The sequence below is a fragment of the Kribbella sancticallisti genome, from assembly GCF_039530625.1.
GTDB classification, from domain to species: Bacteria; Actinomycetota; Actinomycetes; order Propionibacteriales; family Kribbellaceae; genus Kribbella; species Kribbella sancticallisti.
The window spans coordinates 41,233-56,267 of sequence record NZ_BAAAOS010000017.1; the positions used below are offsets into that span (position 1 = coordinate 41,233).

Genomic DNA, 15,035 nt, shown 5'->3' on the forward strand with positions numbered 1-15,035 from the left:
AGCAGAGGAGTCCGTGCGTGCGACTGGACGATGTGCTTGCTGATCTGGGTGCGGAGAGTCTTGAGCTCGATCTGCTCGTGGGTGGGCTTCCGGCGGACGGGTGGGCGACGCCTACGCCGGCCGAGGGGTGGACGATCGCGCATCAGATCGCGCATCTTGCCTGGACCGATGAGGCTGCTCGGATGGCCGCGGCGGAACCGGAGGAGTTCAAGGTCGAACTGCAGAAGGCTGTGGAGAATCCGGCCGGGTTCGTGGATGACGGTGCTGCGGAGACTGCCGCCTTGCCGCCTACTGAGTTGCTGACGTACTGGCGGCAGACCCGGGCTGAGCTCGCGGACGCACTGCGCGGGGTGCCTGCCGGGGAGAAGATCGCGTGGTTCGGGCCGCCGATGAGTCCTACCTCGATGGCGACCGCGCGGTTGATGGAGACGTGGGCGCATGGGCAGGACGTGGTGGATGCGCTAGGCATCAGGCGTGAGCCGACTGCTCGGCTGCGGCATGTGGCGCATCTGGCGGTGCGGACTCGGGATTTCTCGTATTTGCTGAATGATCGGCAGCCGCCGTCGGAGGCGTTCCACGTCGAACTGCGGGGGCCTGGTGGGGAGCTGTGGACTTGGGGGCCGGAGGACGCCGAGCAGAAGGTGAGTGGGTCGGCGCTGGACTTCTGTTTGCTGGCCACCCAGCGGCGGCATCGAGCTGACTTGGATGTCCAGGCGCACGGCGCCGAGGCAGCTGAATGGCTGGGAATCATCCAAGCCTTCGCCGGTCTGCCTGGTCAGGGTCGGGAGCGAGGGCAGTTCGGATGACCGCGCCGATTCGGATTGGGAACGCCTCGGGGTTCTACGGGGATCGGTTCAGTGCGTTCCGGGAGATGGTGACCGGGGGGCCGCTGGATGTGGTGACCGGGGACTACCTGGCTGAGCTGACGATGCTGATTCTCGGGCGGGATCGGCTGAAGGATCCGTCGCTCGGGTATGCGAAGACGTTTCTCAGGCAACTCGAAGAAGGGCTTGGGGAGGCGCTGGATCGTGGCATCAAGGTGGTCAGCAACGCGGGTGGGTTGAACCCCGCTGGGCTCGCCGCGGCGATTCAGGAGGTGGCGGACAAGCTCGGGCTGCACCCGGAGATCGCGTACGTCGAAGGCGACGACCTGCTCCCGAGAGTGAAAGAGCTCGAGCTCGGCCGGCCGTTGACGGCGAACGCGTACCTCGGCGCCTGGGGAATCGCCGAAGCGCTCAACGCGGGCGCGGACGTGGTCGTCACCGGGCGCGTTACCGACGCCTCCGTCATCGTCGGGCCGGCCGCCGCGTACCACGGCTGGCGCCGCGACCAGTACGACGAACTCGCGGGCGCGGTGGTCGCCGGGCACGTGATCGAGTGCGGCTGCCAGGCGACCGGCGGCAACTACGCGTTCTTCAACGAGATCCGCGACCTCGGCCGGCCGGGATTCCCGATCGCGGAGATCCACGCGGACGGCAGCAGCGTGATCACCAAGCACGACACCACCGGTGGCGCCGTCACGATCGACACGGTCAAGGCGCAACTGCTCTACGAGATCACCGGTGCCCGGTACGCCGGTCCGGACGTCACCGCGCGGATGGACTCTGTCGAGCTGAGCCAGGACGGCCCGGACCGGGTGCGGATCTCGGGCGTCGAGGGCGAGCCACCTCCGCCGACGTACAAGGTGTCGCTGAACACTGTGGGCGGGTTCCGCAACGAGGTGGACTTCGTGCTCACCGGGCTCGACCTGGAGGCGAAGGCGGAGCTGGTCCAGCAGCAGCTCGAGCAAGGGCTGCGGAAGAAGCCGGCCGAGCTGAAGTGGTCGCTGGCGTGGACCGAGACACCGAACGCGGAGACCGAGGAGCAGGCGAGCGTCTTCCTCAAGTGCACGGTGAAGGATCCCGATCCGAAGGTGGTCGGCCGGGCGTTCTCGGGTGCGGCGATCGAGCTGGCGCTGGCGAGCTACCCGGGCTTCCACGTGACGGCTCCGCCCGAGGACGCCTCGCCGTACGGGGTGTTCACGGCGGGATACGTCGACGCGCGCGAGGTGGAGCACGTCGTCGTACTGCCGGATGGCACGCGCAAGGTGATCACGCCGGCGGACGAGACGCAGGAACTGGAGCCCACGGATGGCGGGACTCTCCCGATGCCGCTGCCGCAACTGGTCGCCGCGGGCCGGCCTGCGAGGTCGGTGACCAGGGAGGTGCCGCTGGGCCGGGTGGCCGGAGCGCGCAGCGGTGACAAGGGCGGCGACGCGAACGTCGGGGTGTGGGTCCGAAGCGAGACGGCCTGGCGGTGGTTCGCGCACACGTTGACGGTCGAGAAGTTCCAGGAACTGCTGCCGGAGACGGCCGGCCTTCCGGTCACGCGGCACGTACTGCCGAACCTGTGGGCGCTGAACTTCGTCGTCAGCGGGCTGCTCGGCGAGGGGGTCGCGTCGCAGGCGCGGTTCGACCCGCAGGCGAAGGCGGTCGGGGAATGGCTGCGCTCGCGGTACATCGACGTACCGGAGGTGCTGCTGTGAGCGACTACCGGGACAGCGTGCGGCGGTTCATGAGCGCGGAGGTGCTGCCCAACCTCGACCGGTGGGAGCGGGACGGCGAACTGCCGCGCGAGCTGCACAAGAAGGCCGGCGCGATCGGCCTGCTCGGGGTCGCCTTCCCCGAGGCGGTCGGCGGAGGCGGCGGATCACTCGCCGACGCGATCGCCGTGGTCGAGGAGATGCACTACGCGGGCGGTTCCGGCGGACTGGTCGCGTCACTGCTGACCTGCGGTATCGCCCTTCCACATATTGTTGCTGCGGGCAATGAAGACCAGCTCGCGCGATGGGTCCGTCCGACGCTGGCGGGCGAGCTGATCGGCTCGTTGGCGATCACCGAACCCGACGGCGGATCCGACGTCGCCTCCCTCCGTACTACGGCCCGCCGCGACGGCGACCACTTCATCGTCAACGGCACGAAGACCTACATCACCTCCGGGTGCCGCGCCGACTTCGTCACCACCGCGGTCCGCACCGACGGGCCGGGCGCTCACGGGATCTCCCTGCTCGTGATCGAGCGCGGGACGCCCGGCTTCGAGGTGTCTCGCAAGCTGGAGAAGATGGGCTGGCTCTGCTCGGACACGGCCGAGTTGTCGTTCACCGACGTACGAGTTCCGGCGGCGAACCTGGTCGGCGTAGCGGGGTCGGGTTTCGTCCAGCTCGCGCAGAACTTCGTGGCTGAGCGATTGACGCTCGCAGTGCAGGCGTACGCCGGTGCGCAACGCGCGCTGGATCTCACCGTCGGGTGGTGCCGGGCGCGGGAGACCTTCGGGCGGCCGCTGATCTCGCGGCAGACCGTGCAGCACACGCTGACTGAGATGGCCCGGCGGATCGACGTCGCCCGGGTCTACGTGCACGAGGTGGTTCGCCGGGCCGAGGCGGGCGAGGACGTCATCGCGGAGGTGTGCTTCGCGAAGAACACCGCAGTCGAGGCCGGCGCGTGGGTTTGCGACCAGGCGCTGCAGTTGCACGGCGGCTTCGGGTACATGCGCGAGGCCGAGGTGGAGCGCCAGTACCGCGACCAAAGGATCCTCGCGATCGGCGGCGGCACGACGGAGATCATGACGAACTTGGCAGCCAGACGACTGGGGTTCACCGCATGACAGTCACGGACAACTCGCTTGGCAATCGTGAGGCGATGCTGGAGAAGCTCGCGGCGCTGGAAGCCGAGCATCACAAGGCGCTGGCAGGCGGTGGGGAGAAGTACGTCGAGCGGCACCACAAGCGCGGCAAGCTGCTAGCCCGGGAGCGGATCGAGTTGTTGCTGGATCCCGACACCGCGTTCCTGGAGCTGTCCCCGCTCGCGGGCTGGGGCAGCGACTTCACCGTCGGGGCGAGCCTGGTCACCGGAATCGGCGTGGTGGAAGGCGTCGAGTGCCTGATCACCGCGAACGACCCGACCGTCAAAGGCGGCGCGAGCAATCCGTGGACGCTGCGCAAGGCCCTGAGGTCGGACGAGATCGCCCGGGCGAACCGGCTGCCGGTGATCAGCCTGGTCGAGTCCGGGGGCGCGGATCTGCCGACGCAGAAGGAGATCTTCATCCCCGGCGGGGCGATGTTCCGGAACCTGACCCGGTTGTCGGCGGAGGGGATCCCGACGATCGCGCTGGTTTTCGGCAACTCCACCGCGGGCGGCGCGTACATCCCGGGCATGAGCGACTACGTGGTGATGGTCGACGGCGGCGCGAAGGTGTTCCTGGCCGGGCCGCCGCTGGTGAAGATGGCGACCGGCGAGGACGCGGACGACGAGTCGCTCGGCGGCGCCTCGATGCACGCCCGGACGTCGGGGCTGGCGGACTACTTCGCCGTGGACGAGCGGGACGCGATCCGGCTCGGGCGGCAGATCGTGTCCCGGCTGAACTGGAAGAAGCTCGGGCCGGCGCCGGCAGCGCAGTACGAGGAGCCCTTGCACGACACGGAGGAACTGCTCGGGATCGTGCCGGGCGATCTGAAGATTCCGTTCGACCCGCGGGACGTGATCGCCCGGGTGGTGGACGGGTCGGTGTTCGACGAGTTCAAGCCGTTGTACGGGTCCTCGCTCGCGACCGGCTGGGCGTCGGTGCACGGGTATCCGGTCGGCGTACTGGCGAACGCGCGGGGTGTGCTCTTCAGCGAGGAGTCGCAGAAGGCGGCTCAGTTCATCCAACTGGCGAACCGCGCGAACACGCCGCTGATCTTCCTGCACAACACGACGGGGTACATGGTCGGTCAGGAGTACGAGCAGGGCGGGATCATCAAGCACGGCGCGCAGATGATCAACGCGGTGTCGAACTCGAAGGTGCCGCACATCTCGATCCTGATGGGCGCGTCCTACGGGGCCGGGCACTACGGGATGTGCGGGCGCGCCTTCGATCCGCGGTTCCTGTTCGCGTGGCCGTCGGCGAAGTCCGCGGTGATGGGCCCGCAGCAGCTCGCCGGGGTGTTGTCGATCGTGGCGCGGGCCGCCGCGGCCGCGAAGAACCAGCCGTACGACGAGGACGGTGACGCCGCGATGAGGGCCTATGTCGAAGGTCAGATCGAGGCGGAGTCGCTGCCGATGTTCCTGTCCGGCCGGCTCTATGACGACGGCGTGATCGACCCGCGCGACACCCGCACCGTACTCGGCCTGTGCCTGTCCGCCATCCACTCGGCCCCGGTCGAGGGAACCCGCTTCGACGGCGCCAACTTCGGCGTCTTCAGGATTTGACGTCCCCTCCACCAAATAGGTGGAGGTTCCAACTACGCCCCCGAGGAGGTCGCGTGTCGAGGTTCACGATTCATTGGCTTGCCCATCGGCATGCCTCCTCGTGCAGTCACGGCCCGTCCGGCCGCGATATTCTTTGCAGCGTTGATGTCTGCGTCGTCTCGGTGACCGCATCTTCCGCACTCGAAAACCGCTTGACTCTTGCGGTTCTGTGGCGCGCGGTATCCACAAACAGAACATCTCTGGGAGGTGTAGTAGGCACTTACTCGCTCAACACGCCTTCCGGCCTTGTCTTCCAACCGACGGATCAGCAAACCCCATCCACTCGCAAGCATCCGCTTGTTGAGCTTGGCCTTGCGACTGGAGTGACGCGACGGAGCCTCCCGGGTGCCTCGGGCGGAGCGGGTCATGTTGCCAATCTGCAGATCTTCGACGCGGATGATGTCGAAACGTCGCGCGAGGTTCGTGCTGACCTTTTCTATCCAGTCCTTTCGGCGATCAACTTCTCTGGCTTTACTGCGGGCGAGGACCTGCAACACCTTGGCCCGTCGCTTCGATCCCCGTCGGGCTCGTGCGAGGCGACGCTGCTGCCTGGCGAAACGCTTCGCCTGCGATGGGCTCATGCTAGGACAGCGAAGCTGCTCGCCCGTCGACAGGGTGACCGAGTTGACAACCCCACGGTCGAGCCCGACCAAGGCCCGTGTCCCGGGGCCACGAACTGGCTCCGGGATCATCGCAAAGGCGATGTGCCATCTGCCGGCCGCGTCTCTCGTCACTCGATAGGACTTCGCCGGAGGAACGCTTCGGCTCCACCGAAATCGGACCCAGCCAGCCTTGGGTATGTAGACCAGTCCGTAGCGCTTGCTCACGCGCCGGACTTGGTTCGTGCGTACGGCGACGATCCGAAACCCCTCGTGGCGGCCCTTTTTCCGCCAGCCTGGTCGACCAGTCCGGCCCGCGGTGTGACCGGCCATGCATTTGGAGAAGTCACTGAGTGCTTGTTGCTGAACCGTGCACGATCCTGCGGCCAGCCAGCCGAATTCCTGTCTGGCTTCAGTCAGTTGCCTGCATTGTTCAGCGAGCCCAGGAGCTCTCGGCCGATCTCTTCGCCAATGAGAGTGCTGCTCCACCGCCAGATTCCACACGAATCGCGCATGCGAGCAGTGCTGAGACAACGTCCGTTCCTGCGCGGGTGCGGGATAGAGCCGGAACCTCGACATGCCATCAACCATCCCTCAGACCACCGACAGTTTCTGAACGGAGGAATGTGTCAGGCGACAGGTCGACGCTCATGATCACTCCGGCGCGAACGATCACCTCGGTACTGGTGGCGAATCGTGGCGAGATCGCCCGGCGGGTGTTCCGGACCGCGCGCTCACTCGGGCTGTCCACGGTGGCGGTGCATTCGAGCGCGGACGCGACCGCGCCGTACGTCGGGGAGGCGGACGCCGCGGTGCATCTTCCGGGCAACGCGCCGGGTGAGACCTATTTGCGAGCCGACCTGGTGATCGAGGCGGCGCGGCGGGCCGGGGCGGACGCGGTTCATCCGGGCTACGGGTTTCTGTCCGAGAACGCGCCGTTCGCGGCGGCGGTGGTCGAGGCCGGGCTGACCTGGATCGGTCCGCCGGTCGAGGCGATCTCGTCGATGGGCTCGAAGATCGAGGCGAAGAAGCTGATGGCGGCCGCCGGGGTTCCGGTGCTGGCCGAGCTGACGCCGGCGGAGGTCGATTCCAGCGATCTGCCGGTGTTGGTGAAGGCGTCGGCCGGTGGTGGCGGCCGCGGGATGCGCGTGGTGCACCGGTTGGAGGATCTTGCCGCCGAGATCGACGCGGCGTCCGCGGAGGCGTTGTCGGCGTTCGGCGACGGGACGGTGTTCTGCGAGCGGTATCTGGCGACCGGGCGGCACATCGAGGTACAGGTGCTGGCGGATCAGCACGGGACGGTGTGGGCGGTCGGCGAGCGGGAGTGCTCGATCCAGCGGCGGCACCAGAAGGTGATCGAGGAATCTCCTTCGCCTTTGGTGGAACGGCTTCCGGCGATGCGCGCCGAGCTGTTCGACGCGGCGCGGAAGGCCGCGGAGGCGATCGGGTACGTCGGTGCGGGGACTGTCGAGTTCCTGGCCGACGAGAGCGGGCGGTTCTACTTCCTGGAGATGAACACGCGGCTCCAGGTCGAGCATCCGGTGACGGAGTCGACGACTGGGCTGGACTTGGTCGCACTGCAGTTCGCGATCGCTTCCGGCGAGGCACTGGGTGGTGAGCCACCCGCTGCGGTCGGCTACTCGATCGAGGCGCGCTTGTACGCCGAGGATCCGGCGCGCGACTGGCAACCTCAGACCGGCACGCTGCATCGCTTCGAGCTACCCGGCTCAACCTTCGCCCCGGGCGGTCCGCGGGAGGGCATGCCGTGGGTGCGGGTGGACTCGGGCGTGGACAGCGGTTCGGAAATCTCGCCGTACTACGACGCGATGCTGGCGAAGGTGGTCGTTTGGGGCGCGACCCGGGGTGAGGCGGCAACCCGGCTGGCTGGGGAGTTGTCGAAGGCGAAGATCCACGGAGTGCGGACCAACCGGGACCTGCTGGTTCGGACCCTGCGACACCCCGCTTTCCTCGCTGGAGACACCGACACGGCGTTCTTCGAACGCCACGGCTTGAAGCGCGAGCCTGCCGCGACCGCGCGGAGTGCGGAGCCGGAGGTGGCTGGGCTGGCGGAACCGCTTGCTGATCCGGCGACGGAGGACTTGTCCGCGATAGTGGCTGCGCTGGCGGACGCCGCGAGGAGTCGGAGTCAGGCGAAGGTCCAGCGGGGGTTGCCTGCCGGATGGCGAAACTTGCCTTCCCAGTCCCAGAAGAAGGCGTACAGCGTCGGCGACTCGACGTACGAGGTGCATTATCGGGCGACCCGCGACGGGTGGGTTGTGGACGGTGATCTCGAGGTGGTGGACGTCAACTCCGAGCTGGTGGTGCTTGACGTCGGAGGCGTCCGGCGGAGGTTTGCGGTGGCGGCGTACCCGGGGTTGGTGTGCGTCGACTCCGCGCTGGGGTCGGTGGCATTGGCACCGGTAGAGCGGTTCCCGGATCCGGCGCAGCAGATCGCGGCCGGGTCGTTGGTGGCGCCGATGCCGGGGACGGTGATCCGAGTGGGCGTGGAAGCCGGGGACTCGGTCAAGCAAGGCGAGCCGCTGGTCTGGTTGGAGGCGATGAAGATGGAGCACACCATCTCCGCGCCGGCCGACGGAGTGGTGGTCGAGCTCGCGGTGAGTGCGGGGCAGCAGGTGGAGGTCGGCGCGGTGCTGGCCGTCGTACAGGGACCGGAAGGGGTGGACGGATGAGCTTCGTCGAGACCGAGGAACGCCGGGCGTTGCGGGCGGCGGTGAGCGAACTGGGCAAGAAATACGGGTACGCCTACTTCAACGAGCGGGCGCGCAGCGGCGGGCAGACCACCGAGCTGTGGCAGGAAGCCGGGAAGCTCGGCTACCTGGGCGTGAACCTGCCGGAGCAGTACGGCGGCGGTGGCGGCGGCATGGGCGACCTCTCGATCGTGCTGGAGGAGCTCGGCGCGGCCGGGTGCCCGTTGCTGATGATGGTGGTGTCGCCGGCGATCTGCGGCACGGTCATCTCCCGGTTCGGCACCGACGGGCAGAATGAGCGGTGGCTGCCGACGCTGGCCGACGGCACGACCACGATGGCCTTCGCGATCACCGAGCCGGACGCCGGGTCCAACTCGCACGGGATCACCACCACCGCCCGGCGTACGGACGCGGGCTGGTCGTTGTCGGGCCGGAAGGTCTACATCTCCGGGCTCGACGTGGCCAAGGCCGTGCTCGTCGTCGGGCGGACCGAGGACGCCAGGACCGGCAAGCTCAAACCCGCTCTGTTCATCGTGCCGACCGATGCCGACGGCGTCGAGTTCCAGCGGATCGAGATGGACCTGATCAGCCCGGACAAGCAGTTCGCGCTCTTCCTCGACGACGTCCGGCTACCGCCCGAGGCGCTGGTCGGCTCGGAGGACGCGGGTCTGATGCAACTCTTCGCGGGGCTCAATCCCGAGCGGATCATGGCGTCGGCGTTCGCGATCGGGATCGGCCGGCACGCCCTCGGCAAGGCCGTTGCCTATGTCAAGGAACGCCAGGTCTGGAAGACCCCGATCGGCGCCCACCAGGGGATCGCGCACCCGCTGGCCCAGTGCAAGATCGAGCTGGAGCTGGCCCGGCTGATGATGCAGAAGGCCGCCGCCCTGTACGACGCCGGTGACGACCTCGGCGCGGGGGAGGCCGCGAACATGGCCAAGTACGCCGCCGGCGAGGCGACCGCCCGCGCCACCGACCAGGCCGTCCAGTCGCTCGGCGGCAACGGCATGACGGTGGAGTACGGCGTGGCGTCGCTGGTCAACGCCGCCAGGGCCAGCCGGATCGCTCCGGTCAGCCGGGAGATGATCCTCAACTTCGTCGCGCAACACAGCCTTGGTCTACCGAAGTCCTACTAGCTGTGCACGAGACACCCCGCCGCAATCAGACATCGTCGTCCGCACCTGACAGGCCGAGCAGAGAGGACCCCGCCAGTGGTCATCCAGAGTGAGTTCCCACCCGTCGAGATCCTGGACGTGCCGATCCACGACGCCGTGCTCGGCCGCGCCCAGGAGTACGGCGACCGGCCGGCCCTAGTGGACGGTGTCAGCGGTCGCGAGATCAGCTATGCCCAGCTCGACGGGATGAGCCGGCGGATGGCCGCCGGGTTCGCCGAGTCGGGTATCAAGCACGGCGACACGATCGCGCTGTACAGCCCGAACACGATCATCTATCCGGCGGTCTTCTACGGCGCGACCCGGGCCGGCGCCACCGTCACGACGGTCAACGCGCTCTACACCGCGAACGAGTTGCACAAGCAACTGGTGGACTCGAAGGCGAAGTTGCTGGTGACGATCTCGCTCTTCCTGCCGGTCGCGACGGCCGCGGTGGAAGGCACCGACGTCGAGGAGATCCTGGTCTGCGACGCGGCCGAGGGATACCGGTCGGTGATGGACCTGATGGCGACCACCGCGCCCGAGCCGGTGGTGGAGATCGACCCGGCCAACGACGTCGCGGTCCTGCCGTATTCGAGTGGCACCACCGGTGCGGCCAAGGGCGTGATGCTCACCCATCGCAACATCGCGACGAACATCTCCCAGGCCGAGCCGACGATCCAGGTCGGCGAGAACGAGCGGATCATCGCGATCCTGCCGTTCTTCCACATCTACGGGCTGACCGTGCTGATGAACCTGCCGCTGCGGCTCGGGGCGACGGTGGTGGTGCTGCCGAAGTTCGACCTGGAGCAGTTCCTGACCGTGCTCGACGAGCAGAAGATCACCCGGGCCTTCGTGGCGCCGCCGATCGTGCTCGCGCTGGCCAAGCACCCGGCCGTCGACAACGTGGACCTGTCTGCGCTGAAGTACGTCACGTGTGCCGCGGCTCCGCTGGACGGCGACCTGGCCGAGGCGTGCGCGAAGCGGCTGGGGTTGCACGCGGTGCTGCAGGCCTATGGAATGACCGAGCTCTCGCCGGGGACGCACTCAGTACCGCAGGATGCCATCGATCCGCCGTCCGGCGCGGTGGGCAAGCTGTTCCCGTCGACCGAGATGCGGCTGGTCGGTGCCGACGGCGACGACGTACCCGAGGGCGAGTCCGGCGAGATCTGGATCCGCGGCCCACAGGTGATGAAGGGGTATCTCGGCCGGCCCGCGGAGACCGACGCGACGATCGACCCGGACGGCTGGCTGCACACCGGCGACATCGGCCGGGTGGACGAACGCGGCTACCTGTACGTCGTGGACCGGGTCAAGGAGCTGATCAAGTACCACGGGTACCAGGTGCCGCCGGCCGAGTTGGAGGCGGTGCTGCTGACGGACGACCGGATCGCCGATGCCGCCGTGATCGGAGTACAGGCTGAGGGCAACGAGGTACCGAAGGCGTTCGTGGTGCCGATGCCGGGGGTCTCGCTGACCGCTGAGGACGTGATCCAGTACGTCGCGGAGCGGGTGGCGCCGTACAAGAAGATCCGGCAGGTGGAGTTCATCGACGCCGTCCCGAAGGCCGCTTCGGGCAAGATTCTGCGGCGCGAGCTGAGGGCAAGGGAGGCGACGCGTGAGTGATCTGGCCGGCCGGACCATCCTGATGTCCGGCGGCAGTCGCGGGATCGGCCTGGCGATCGCGCTCCGGGCCGCCCGCGACGGCGCGAACGTGGCCCTGCTGGCGAAGACCGCCGAGCCGCATCCGCAACTGCCGGGCACGATCTACACAGCCGCCGCGGAGATCGAGGCGGCCGGCGGGCGGGCGTTGCCGATCGTCGGTGACGTCCGCTCGGACGAGTCCGTCGCCGAGGCGGTACGGCGTACGGCCGAGGAGTTCGGCGGGATCGACATCGTCGTGAACAACGCCTCCGCGATCGACCTCACGCCGACCGCGGACATCGCGATGAAACGGTACGACCTGATGCAGGACATCAACGCGCGCGGCACGTTCCTGCTGTCCAAGTCGTGCATTCCCTGGCTCCGCAAGTCCCCCGCCGGACACATCCTGACGCTGTCGCCTCCGCTCAACCTGGATCCCCGCTGGGCCGGTGGACACCTCGCGTACACGATGGCGAAGTACGGGATGAGCCTGACGACGCTGGGGCTGGCCGAGGAGCTCAAGGGCGACGGGATCTGCGTGAACTCGCTCTGGCCGCGCACGCTGATCGCCACCGCGGCTGTGCAGAACCTGCTCGGCGGCACCGAGGCCAGCAAGAGGTCGCGGAGTCCGGAGATCGTGGCGGACGCGGCGTACGTCGTACTGACGGGGCGGCGGACCGGGGAGTTCCTGATCGATGATGAGGTTCTTGCCGGGGCAGGGGTGACGGACTTTTCGCAGTACAGGCTGGGTGCGAGTGAGGCGGAGTTGGCGCCGGACATCTTCCTGGAGTCGCAGTGAGCGAGGCCCTGCGGGAGCCGCAGCAGGACCGGAGCCGGGCCACCCGGCAGAAGCTCCTGGAAGCGGCGCTGGAGTCCCTGGCCGAGGTCGGGTACGCGGCGACCACTGTCGCCGTGGTCGCCGCTCGGGCCGGGGTGTCGCGGGGTGCTGCGCAGCACCACTTTCCGACGCGGGCGGACCTCTTTGCGGCGGCTGTGGAGTACATGACCGAGGTGCGGCTGGCGGAGATTCGTCAGCAGGCCGGGCGGCTGCCCAGCGGTGAGGGGCGGACAGAGGCGATCGTCGGGATGCTGGCGGACGTCTATACGGGTCCGCTGTTCCGGGCTGCGCTGCATCTGTGGGTTGCGGCTTCTACTGAGGAGCCGCTGCGGCAGCAGATCGTGCGGCTGGAAGCTCACGTCGGGCGGCAGGCGCACCGGGCGCTGCTGGAGGTGCTGTCGGTCGATGAGCGGACTCCTGGGGTCCGCGAGACCGTGCAGGGTGTGCTGGACATGGCTCGAGGACTGGGGCTTGCCGACCTGCTCACTGACGATGCGCCGCGGCGGCGAGGGATCGTGCGGCAGTGGGCGCACATCCTCGACCAGGCGCTAGTTGCTGCGCGCTAGTTGTCGGCGAGCGGCTCGGGCCGCGACTCGCTCGTCTACTTTCTGTGCCAGCGCATCAGGGTCGCAGTCGGCCAGATGGTCGCGGACGAGCAGGTGGATGAACGCGTACTCGCCTCGGCCGGTCCGGGCCAGGACGTAGCGGTCGGCGGCGTACCGGAGGAAGGAGCGGAGCCGCCAGGGCAGGTAGCCGCTCCACCGGAGCAGGAAGCCGTGCAGCAACCGGGAGAATCCGCCCGCGAAGAACGGCGCCCGCCGCCGCCAGGCCTTGGCGGCGAACCCACCAGCCAGTACTCCGAGGACTGCCTCGGGCCCACCGAGTCCAGCACCCAGTACGGCGGCCGCCAGCACCGCCGCGAGGACACCCGCCGCCACCCAGGGGTCCATCCGCCAGATCGCCTGCCGGGTCTCCTGAGACTCGTGCGGGCCGTGCGGGTGCACCTGGTGATCCAGTGGCAGCGCCTTCACGAAGCGGATGCCCTGGGCAACCATCAGGCCGATCGCGGTGCCGGTGACGAAAGCGCTGGGATCGTCCGCCCAGGAGAAGACCAGGACGCTGAGCACGGTCACGGTGATCAGTCGGCCACTGAGGAGGAACCGTCGCTGGTTGCCGGGCGACAGGATGAACTCCAGCCCGTAGGAGGCACCTACGATCGCCGCCTGTGCCGCCAGAGCCAGCCAGGGCGGCAGCACCGACACCACGCCGACCACCAGATAGATCGACGCCGTGCCGGCGACCAGGCTCGCTGCGACCATCACCGCGGCCAGTAGAGCTCGCGGCTGCTGCTGGCGGTCCTGCAGGACCCACCAGGTCCGTGGGTGCACGTGGACCAGGATGAGTCCGTACGCGCCGACGGCCAGCCCCGCCGGTACGCCGTACAGGATGGTGGTGGCGAGGGTGGCTCCAGCGGTGAGGCCGGCGAACAGGGCCGGTAGGCAGACCATGTGGGCCAGGAAGGTGACAGCCGGTAGGTCCAGGCCGTACCAACCAGTGGGAGTCAGGCGGCGCGGGATGGCGATCTGGTCGCCGGCCCGGGTCTTGCTCCACCAGGCGAGGCACCACAGCGAGCGGACCGCCGCGCGTGAGCCGTACTGACGGCTGGTCGGCCGGTAGCGGGCGAGGACCTCGGAGACGTAGGTGTCGAACAACTCCCGGCGGTGGTCCTCTACCGCGCCTGCTGCGATGTCCCGCGCGTCCCGGCCCTGGTAGGCGAGCGCGACCACGTTGAGCATCAGCGGGGAGTTGATCAGGTCCCAGAGGTCGTCGTCCTGCTCGATCGCGGCTCGGGCGCCGGCCAACTCCTGGCCGACGGCGGCGAAGTAGTCGAGCACCTGCTGGCGTCCGAGCGGGCGGATGTGGACAGCGCCGTACAGGCGGAGTGGTTGCGGTAGCTGCTCGTAGTCCTGGATGCGGCAGGTGACAGCCAGTTGGCCGATCAGGTAGCGGCGACGGAGTTCTTCCAGCACTGTGGCGAGCTTCTCCCGCTGCTGGCTGGCGATCTCGTCCACACCGTCCAGGAGGAGGCAGAGCTTGCCCTTGCGTAGCCAGATCCGCCCTACCGCTGCGGGGATCTGGTAGCGGCCGTCGAGTTCGTCCAGTAGCCAGCGGACGAATCCGGCGAGCAGCGCGCTGTCGCCGGGGTCGTCGTACTCGCGCCTGGTGTTGGCCGCAGTGCTCCAGCCGGCCAGGTCCACCAGCACCGGGATGGGTTGGTCCGGATTGCTGCGGGCCTTCTCAGCGAGGGTCCGCGCCAGGTCCAGGAGCAGAGTGGTCTTGCCTGCACCTGGCGCGCCGAGAATCAGCATCGAGTCCTGCAGATCGTCGAAGACGGCCGCGACATCGGCGTTCTCCCGCACCTCCGTGAGGCTGCCGCCGATCGGCTGCACCAGCAGGTCGTACGGGCGGACCACCGCGTCCGGGCGCTCGTCGAGGGCCAGCGCGAGGCGGGTCTTCGAGGCGAGCGAGCCGGCCACCCGGTCATCGAGGTAGCGCTGGACGCGGGCCAGGGCATTCGGGCGGTTGCGGGGTTGGTCGGCCGACCTGGCGTTGTGGCTGACCGTGCGGCGGCTGCGGAACTCGATCAGGCCGGTGACGATCGCGACCAGCCAGAGCAGGCCGATGACCGGCCAGGTCCAGTCGACGTACGGCTCGAGGAAGGCCGGAGCGGTGCCGCCGGTGCCCACGTTGATGGCGATCGGCAGCAGCACCAGGGTCAGCGAGATGGTGAGGACCAGCACGATGACCCTCAGCAGCCCGTGGATCCTCAC

The 15,035-nt window shown here is 68.5% G+C and carries 11 protein-coding genes; 9 read left to right on the forward strand and 2 right to left on the reverse strand.

Annotation, left to right across the window (positions count from 1 at the left end; genetic code table 11):
• The first annotated feature begins 17 nt into the window (after positions 1-17).
• The 4 genes from ABD255_RS07845 to ABD255_RS07860 are packed head-to-tail and all read left to right on the forward strand — an operon-like array spanning position 18 to position 5,225.
• Positions 18-806, forward strand: coding sequence for a TIGR03084 family metal-binding protein (locus tag ABD255_RS07845; protein WP_344211372.1), 789 nt, complete (start codon positions 18-20; stop codon positions 804-806).
• Positions 803-2,524 (forward strand): acyclic terpene utilization AtuA family protein, encoded by a 1,722-nt coding sequence (locus ABD255_RS07850; protein ID WP_344211374.1) that lies wholly within the window; start codon positions 803-805, stop codon positions 2,522-2,524. The genes ABD255_RS07845 and ABD255_RS07850 overlap by 4 nt, the downstream gene beginning before the upstream one ends.
• A complete protein-coding gene (locus tag ABD255_RS07855) occupies positions 2,521-3,642 on the forward strand; it encodes an acyl-CoA dehydrogenase family protein (RefSeq protein WP_344211376.1) in 1,122 nt (373 codons plus the stop codon). Before ABD255_RS07850 ends, ABD255_RS07855 begins: the two co-directional genes overlap by 4 nt.
• Positions 3,639-5,225, forward strand: a complete 1,587-nt coding sequence (locus ABD255_RS07860; RefSeq protein WP_344211378.1) for an acyl-CoA carboxylase subunit beta — start codon at positions 3,639-3,641, stop codon at positions 5,223-5,225. Before ABD255_RS07855 ends, ABD255_RS07860 begins: the two co-directional genes overlap by 4 nt.
• A 32-nt stretch (positions 5,226-5,257) precedes the next feature.
• Here ABD255_RS07860 and ABD255_RS07865 read toward each other — a convergent pair whose 3' ends face one another.
• Positions 5,258-6,454 carry an RNA-guided endonuclease InsQ/TnpB family protein gene (locus tag ABD255_RS07865; protein ID WP_344211380.1) on the reverse strand — a complete coding sequence of 399 codons (1,197 nt, stop codon included), beginning with the start codon at positions 6,452-6,454 and terminating at the stop codon, positions 5,258-5,260.
• 59 nt (positions 6,455-6,513) lie between these two features.
• On the opposite strand from ABD255_RS07865, the gene ABD255_RS07870 reads away from it, so the two are divergent.
• The 5 genes from ABD255_RS07870 (at position 6,514) to ABD255_RS07890 (ending at position 12,770) form a co-directional block, all read left to right on the forward strand.
• Positions 6,514-8,553, forward strand: a complete 2,040-nt coding sequence (locus ABD255_RS07870) for an acetyl/propionyl/methylcrotonyl-CoA carboxylase subunit alpha (protein ID WP_344211382.1) — start codon at positions 6,514-6,516, stop codon at positions 8,551-8,553.
• The gene (locus ABD255_RS07875) at positions 8,550-9,707 is read left to right on the forward strand and encodes an acyl-CoA dehydrogenase family protein (protein ID WP_344211384.1); all 1,158 of its coding nucleotides are present in this window, start codon (positions 8,550-8,552) and stop codon (positions 9,705-9,707) included. Before ABD255_RS07870 ends, ABD255_RS07875 begins: the two co-directional genes overlap by 4 nt.
• Before the next feature lie 75 nt (positions 9,708-9,782).
• Entirely contained in the window at positions 9,783-11,348 is a 1,566-nt protein-coding gene (locus ABD255_RS07880) for an AMP-binding protein (RefSeq protein ID WP_344211386.1), read from the forward strand.
• Entirely contained in the window at positions 11,341-12,165 is an 825-nt protein-coding gene (locus ABD255_RS07885; protein ID WP_344211388.1) for an SDR family oxidoreductase, read from the forward strand. Before ABD255_RS07880 ends, ABD255_RS07885 begins: the two co-directional genes overlap by 8 nt.
• Positions 12,162-12,770, forward strand: a complete 609-nt coding sequence (locus ABD255_RS07890) for a TetR family transcriptional regulator (protein ID WP_344211390.1) — start codon at positions 12,162-12,164, stop codon at positions 12,768-12,770. The genes ABD255_RS07885 and ABD255_RS07890 overlap by 4 nt, the downstream gene beginning before the upstream one ends.
• On the opposite strand, the gene ABD255_RS07895 is transcribed toward ABD255_RS07890, so the two are convergent.
• Entirely contained in the window at positions 12,753-15,035 is a 2,283-nt protein-coding gene (locus tag ABD255_RS07895) for an NACHT domain-containing protein (RefSeq protein ID WP_344211392.1), read from the reverse strand. The two genes, ABD255_RS07890 and ABD255_RS07895, sit on opposite strands and share 18 nt — an antisense overlap.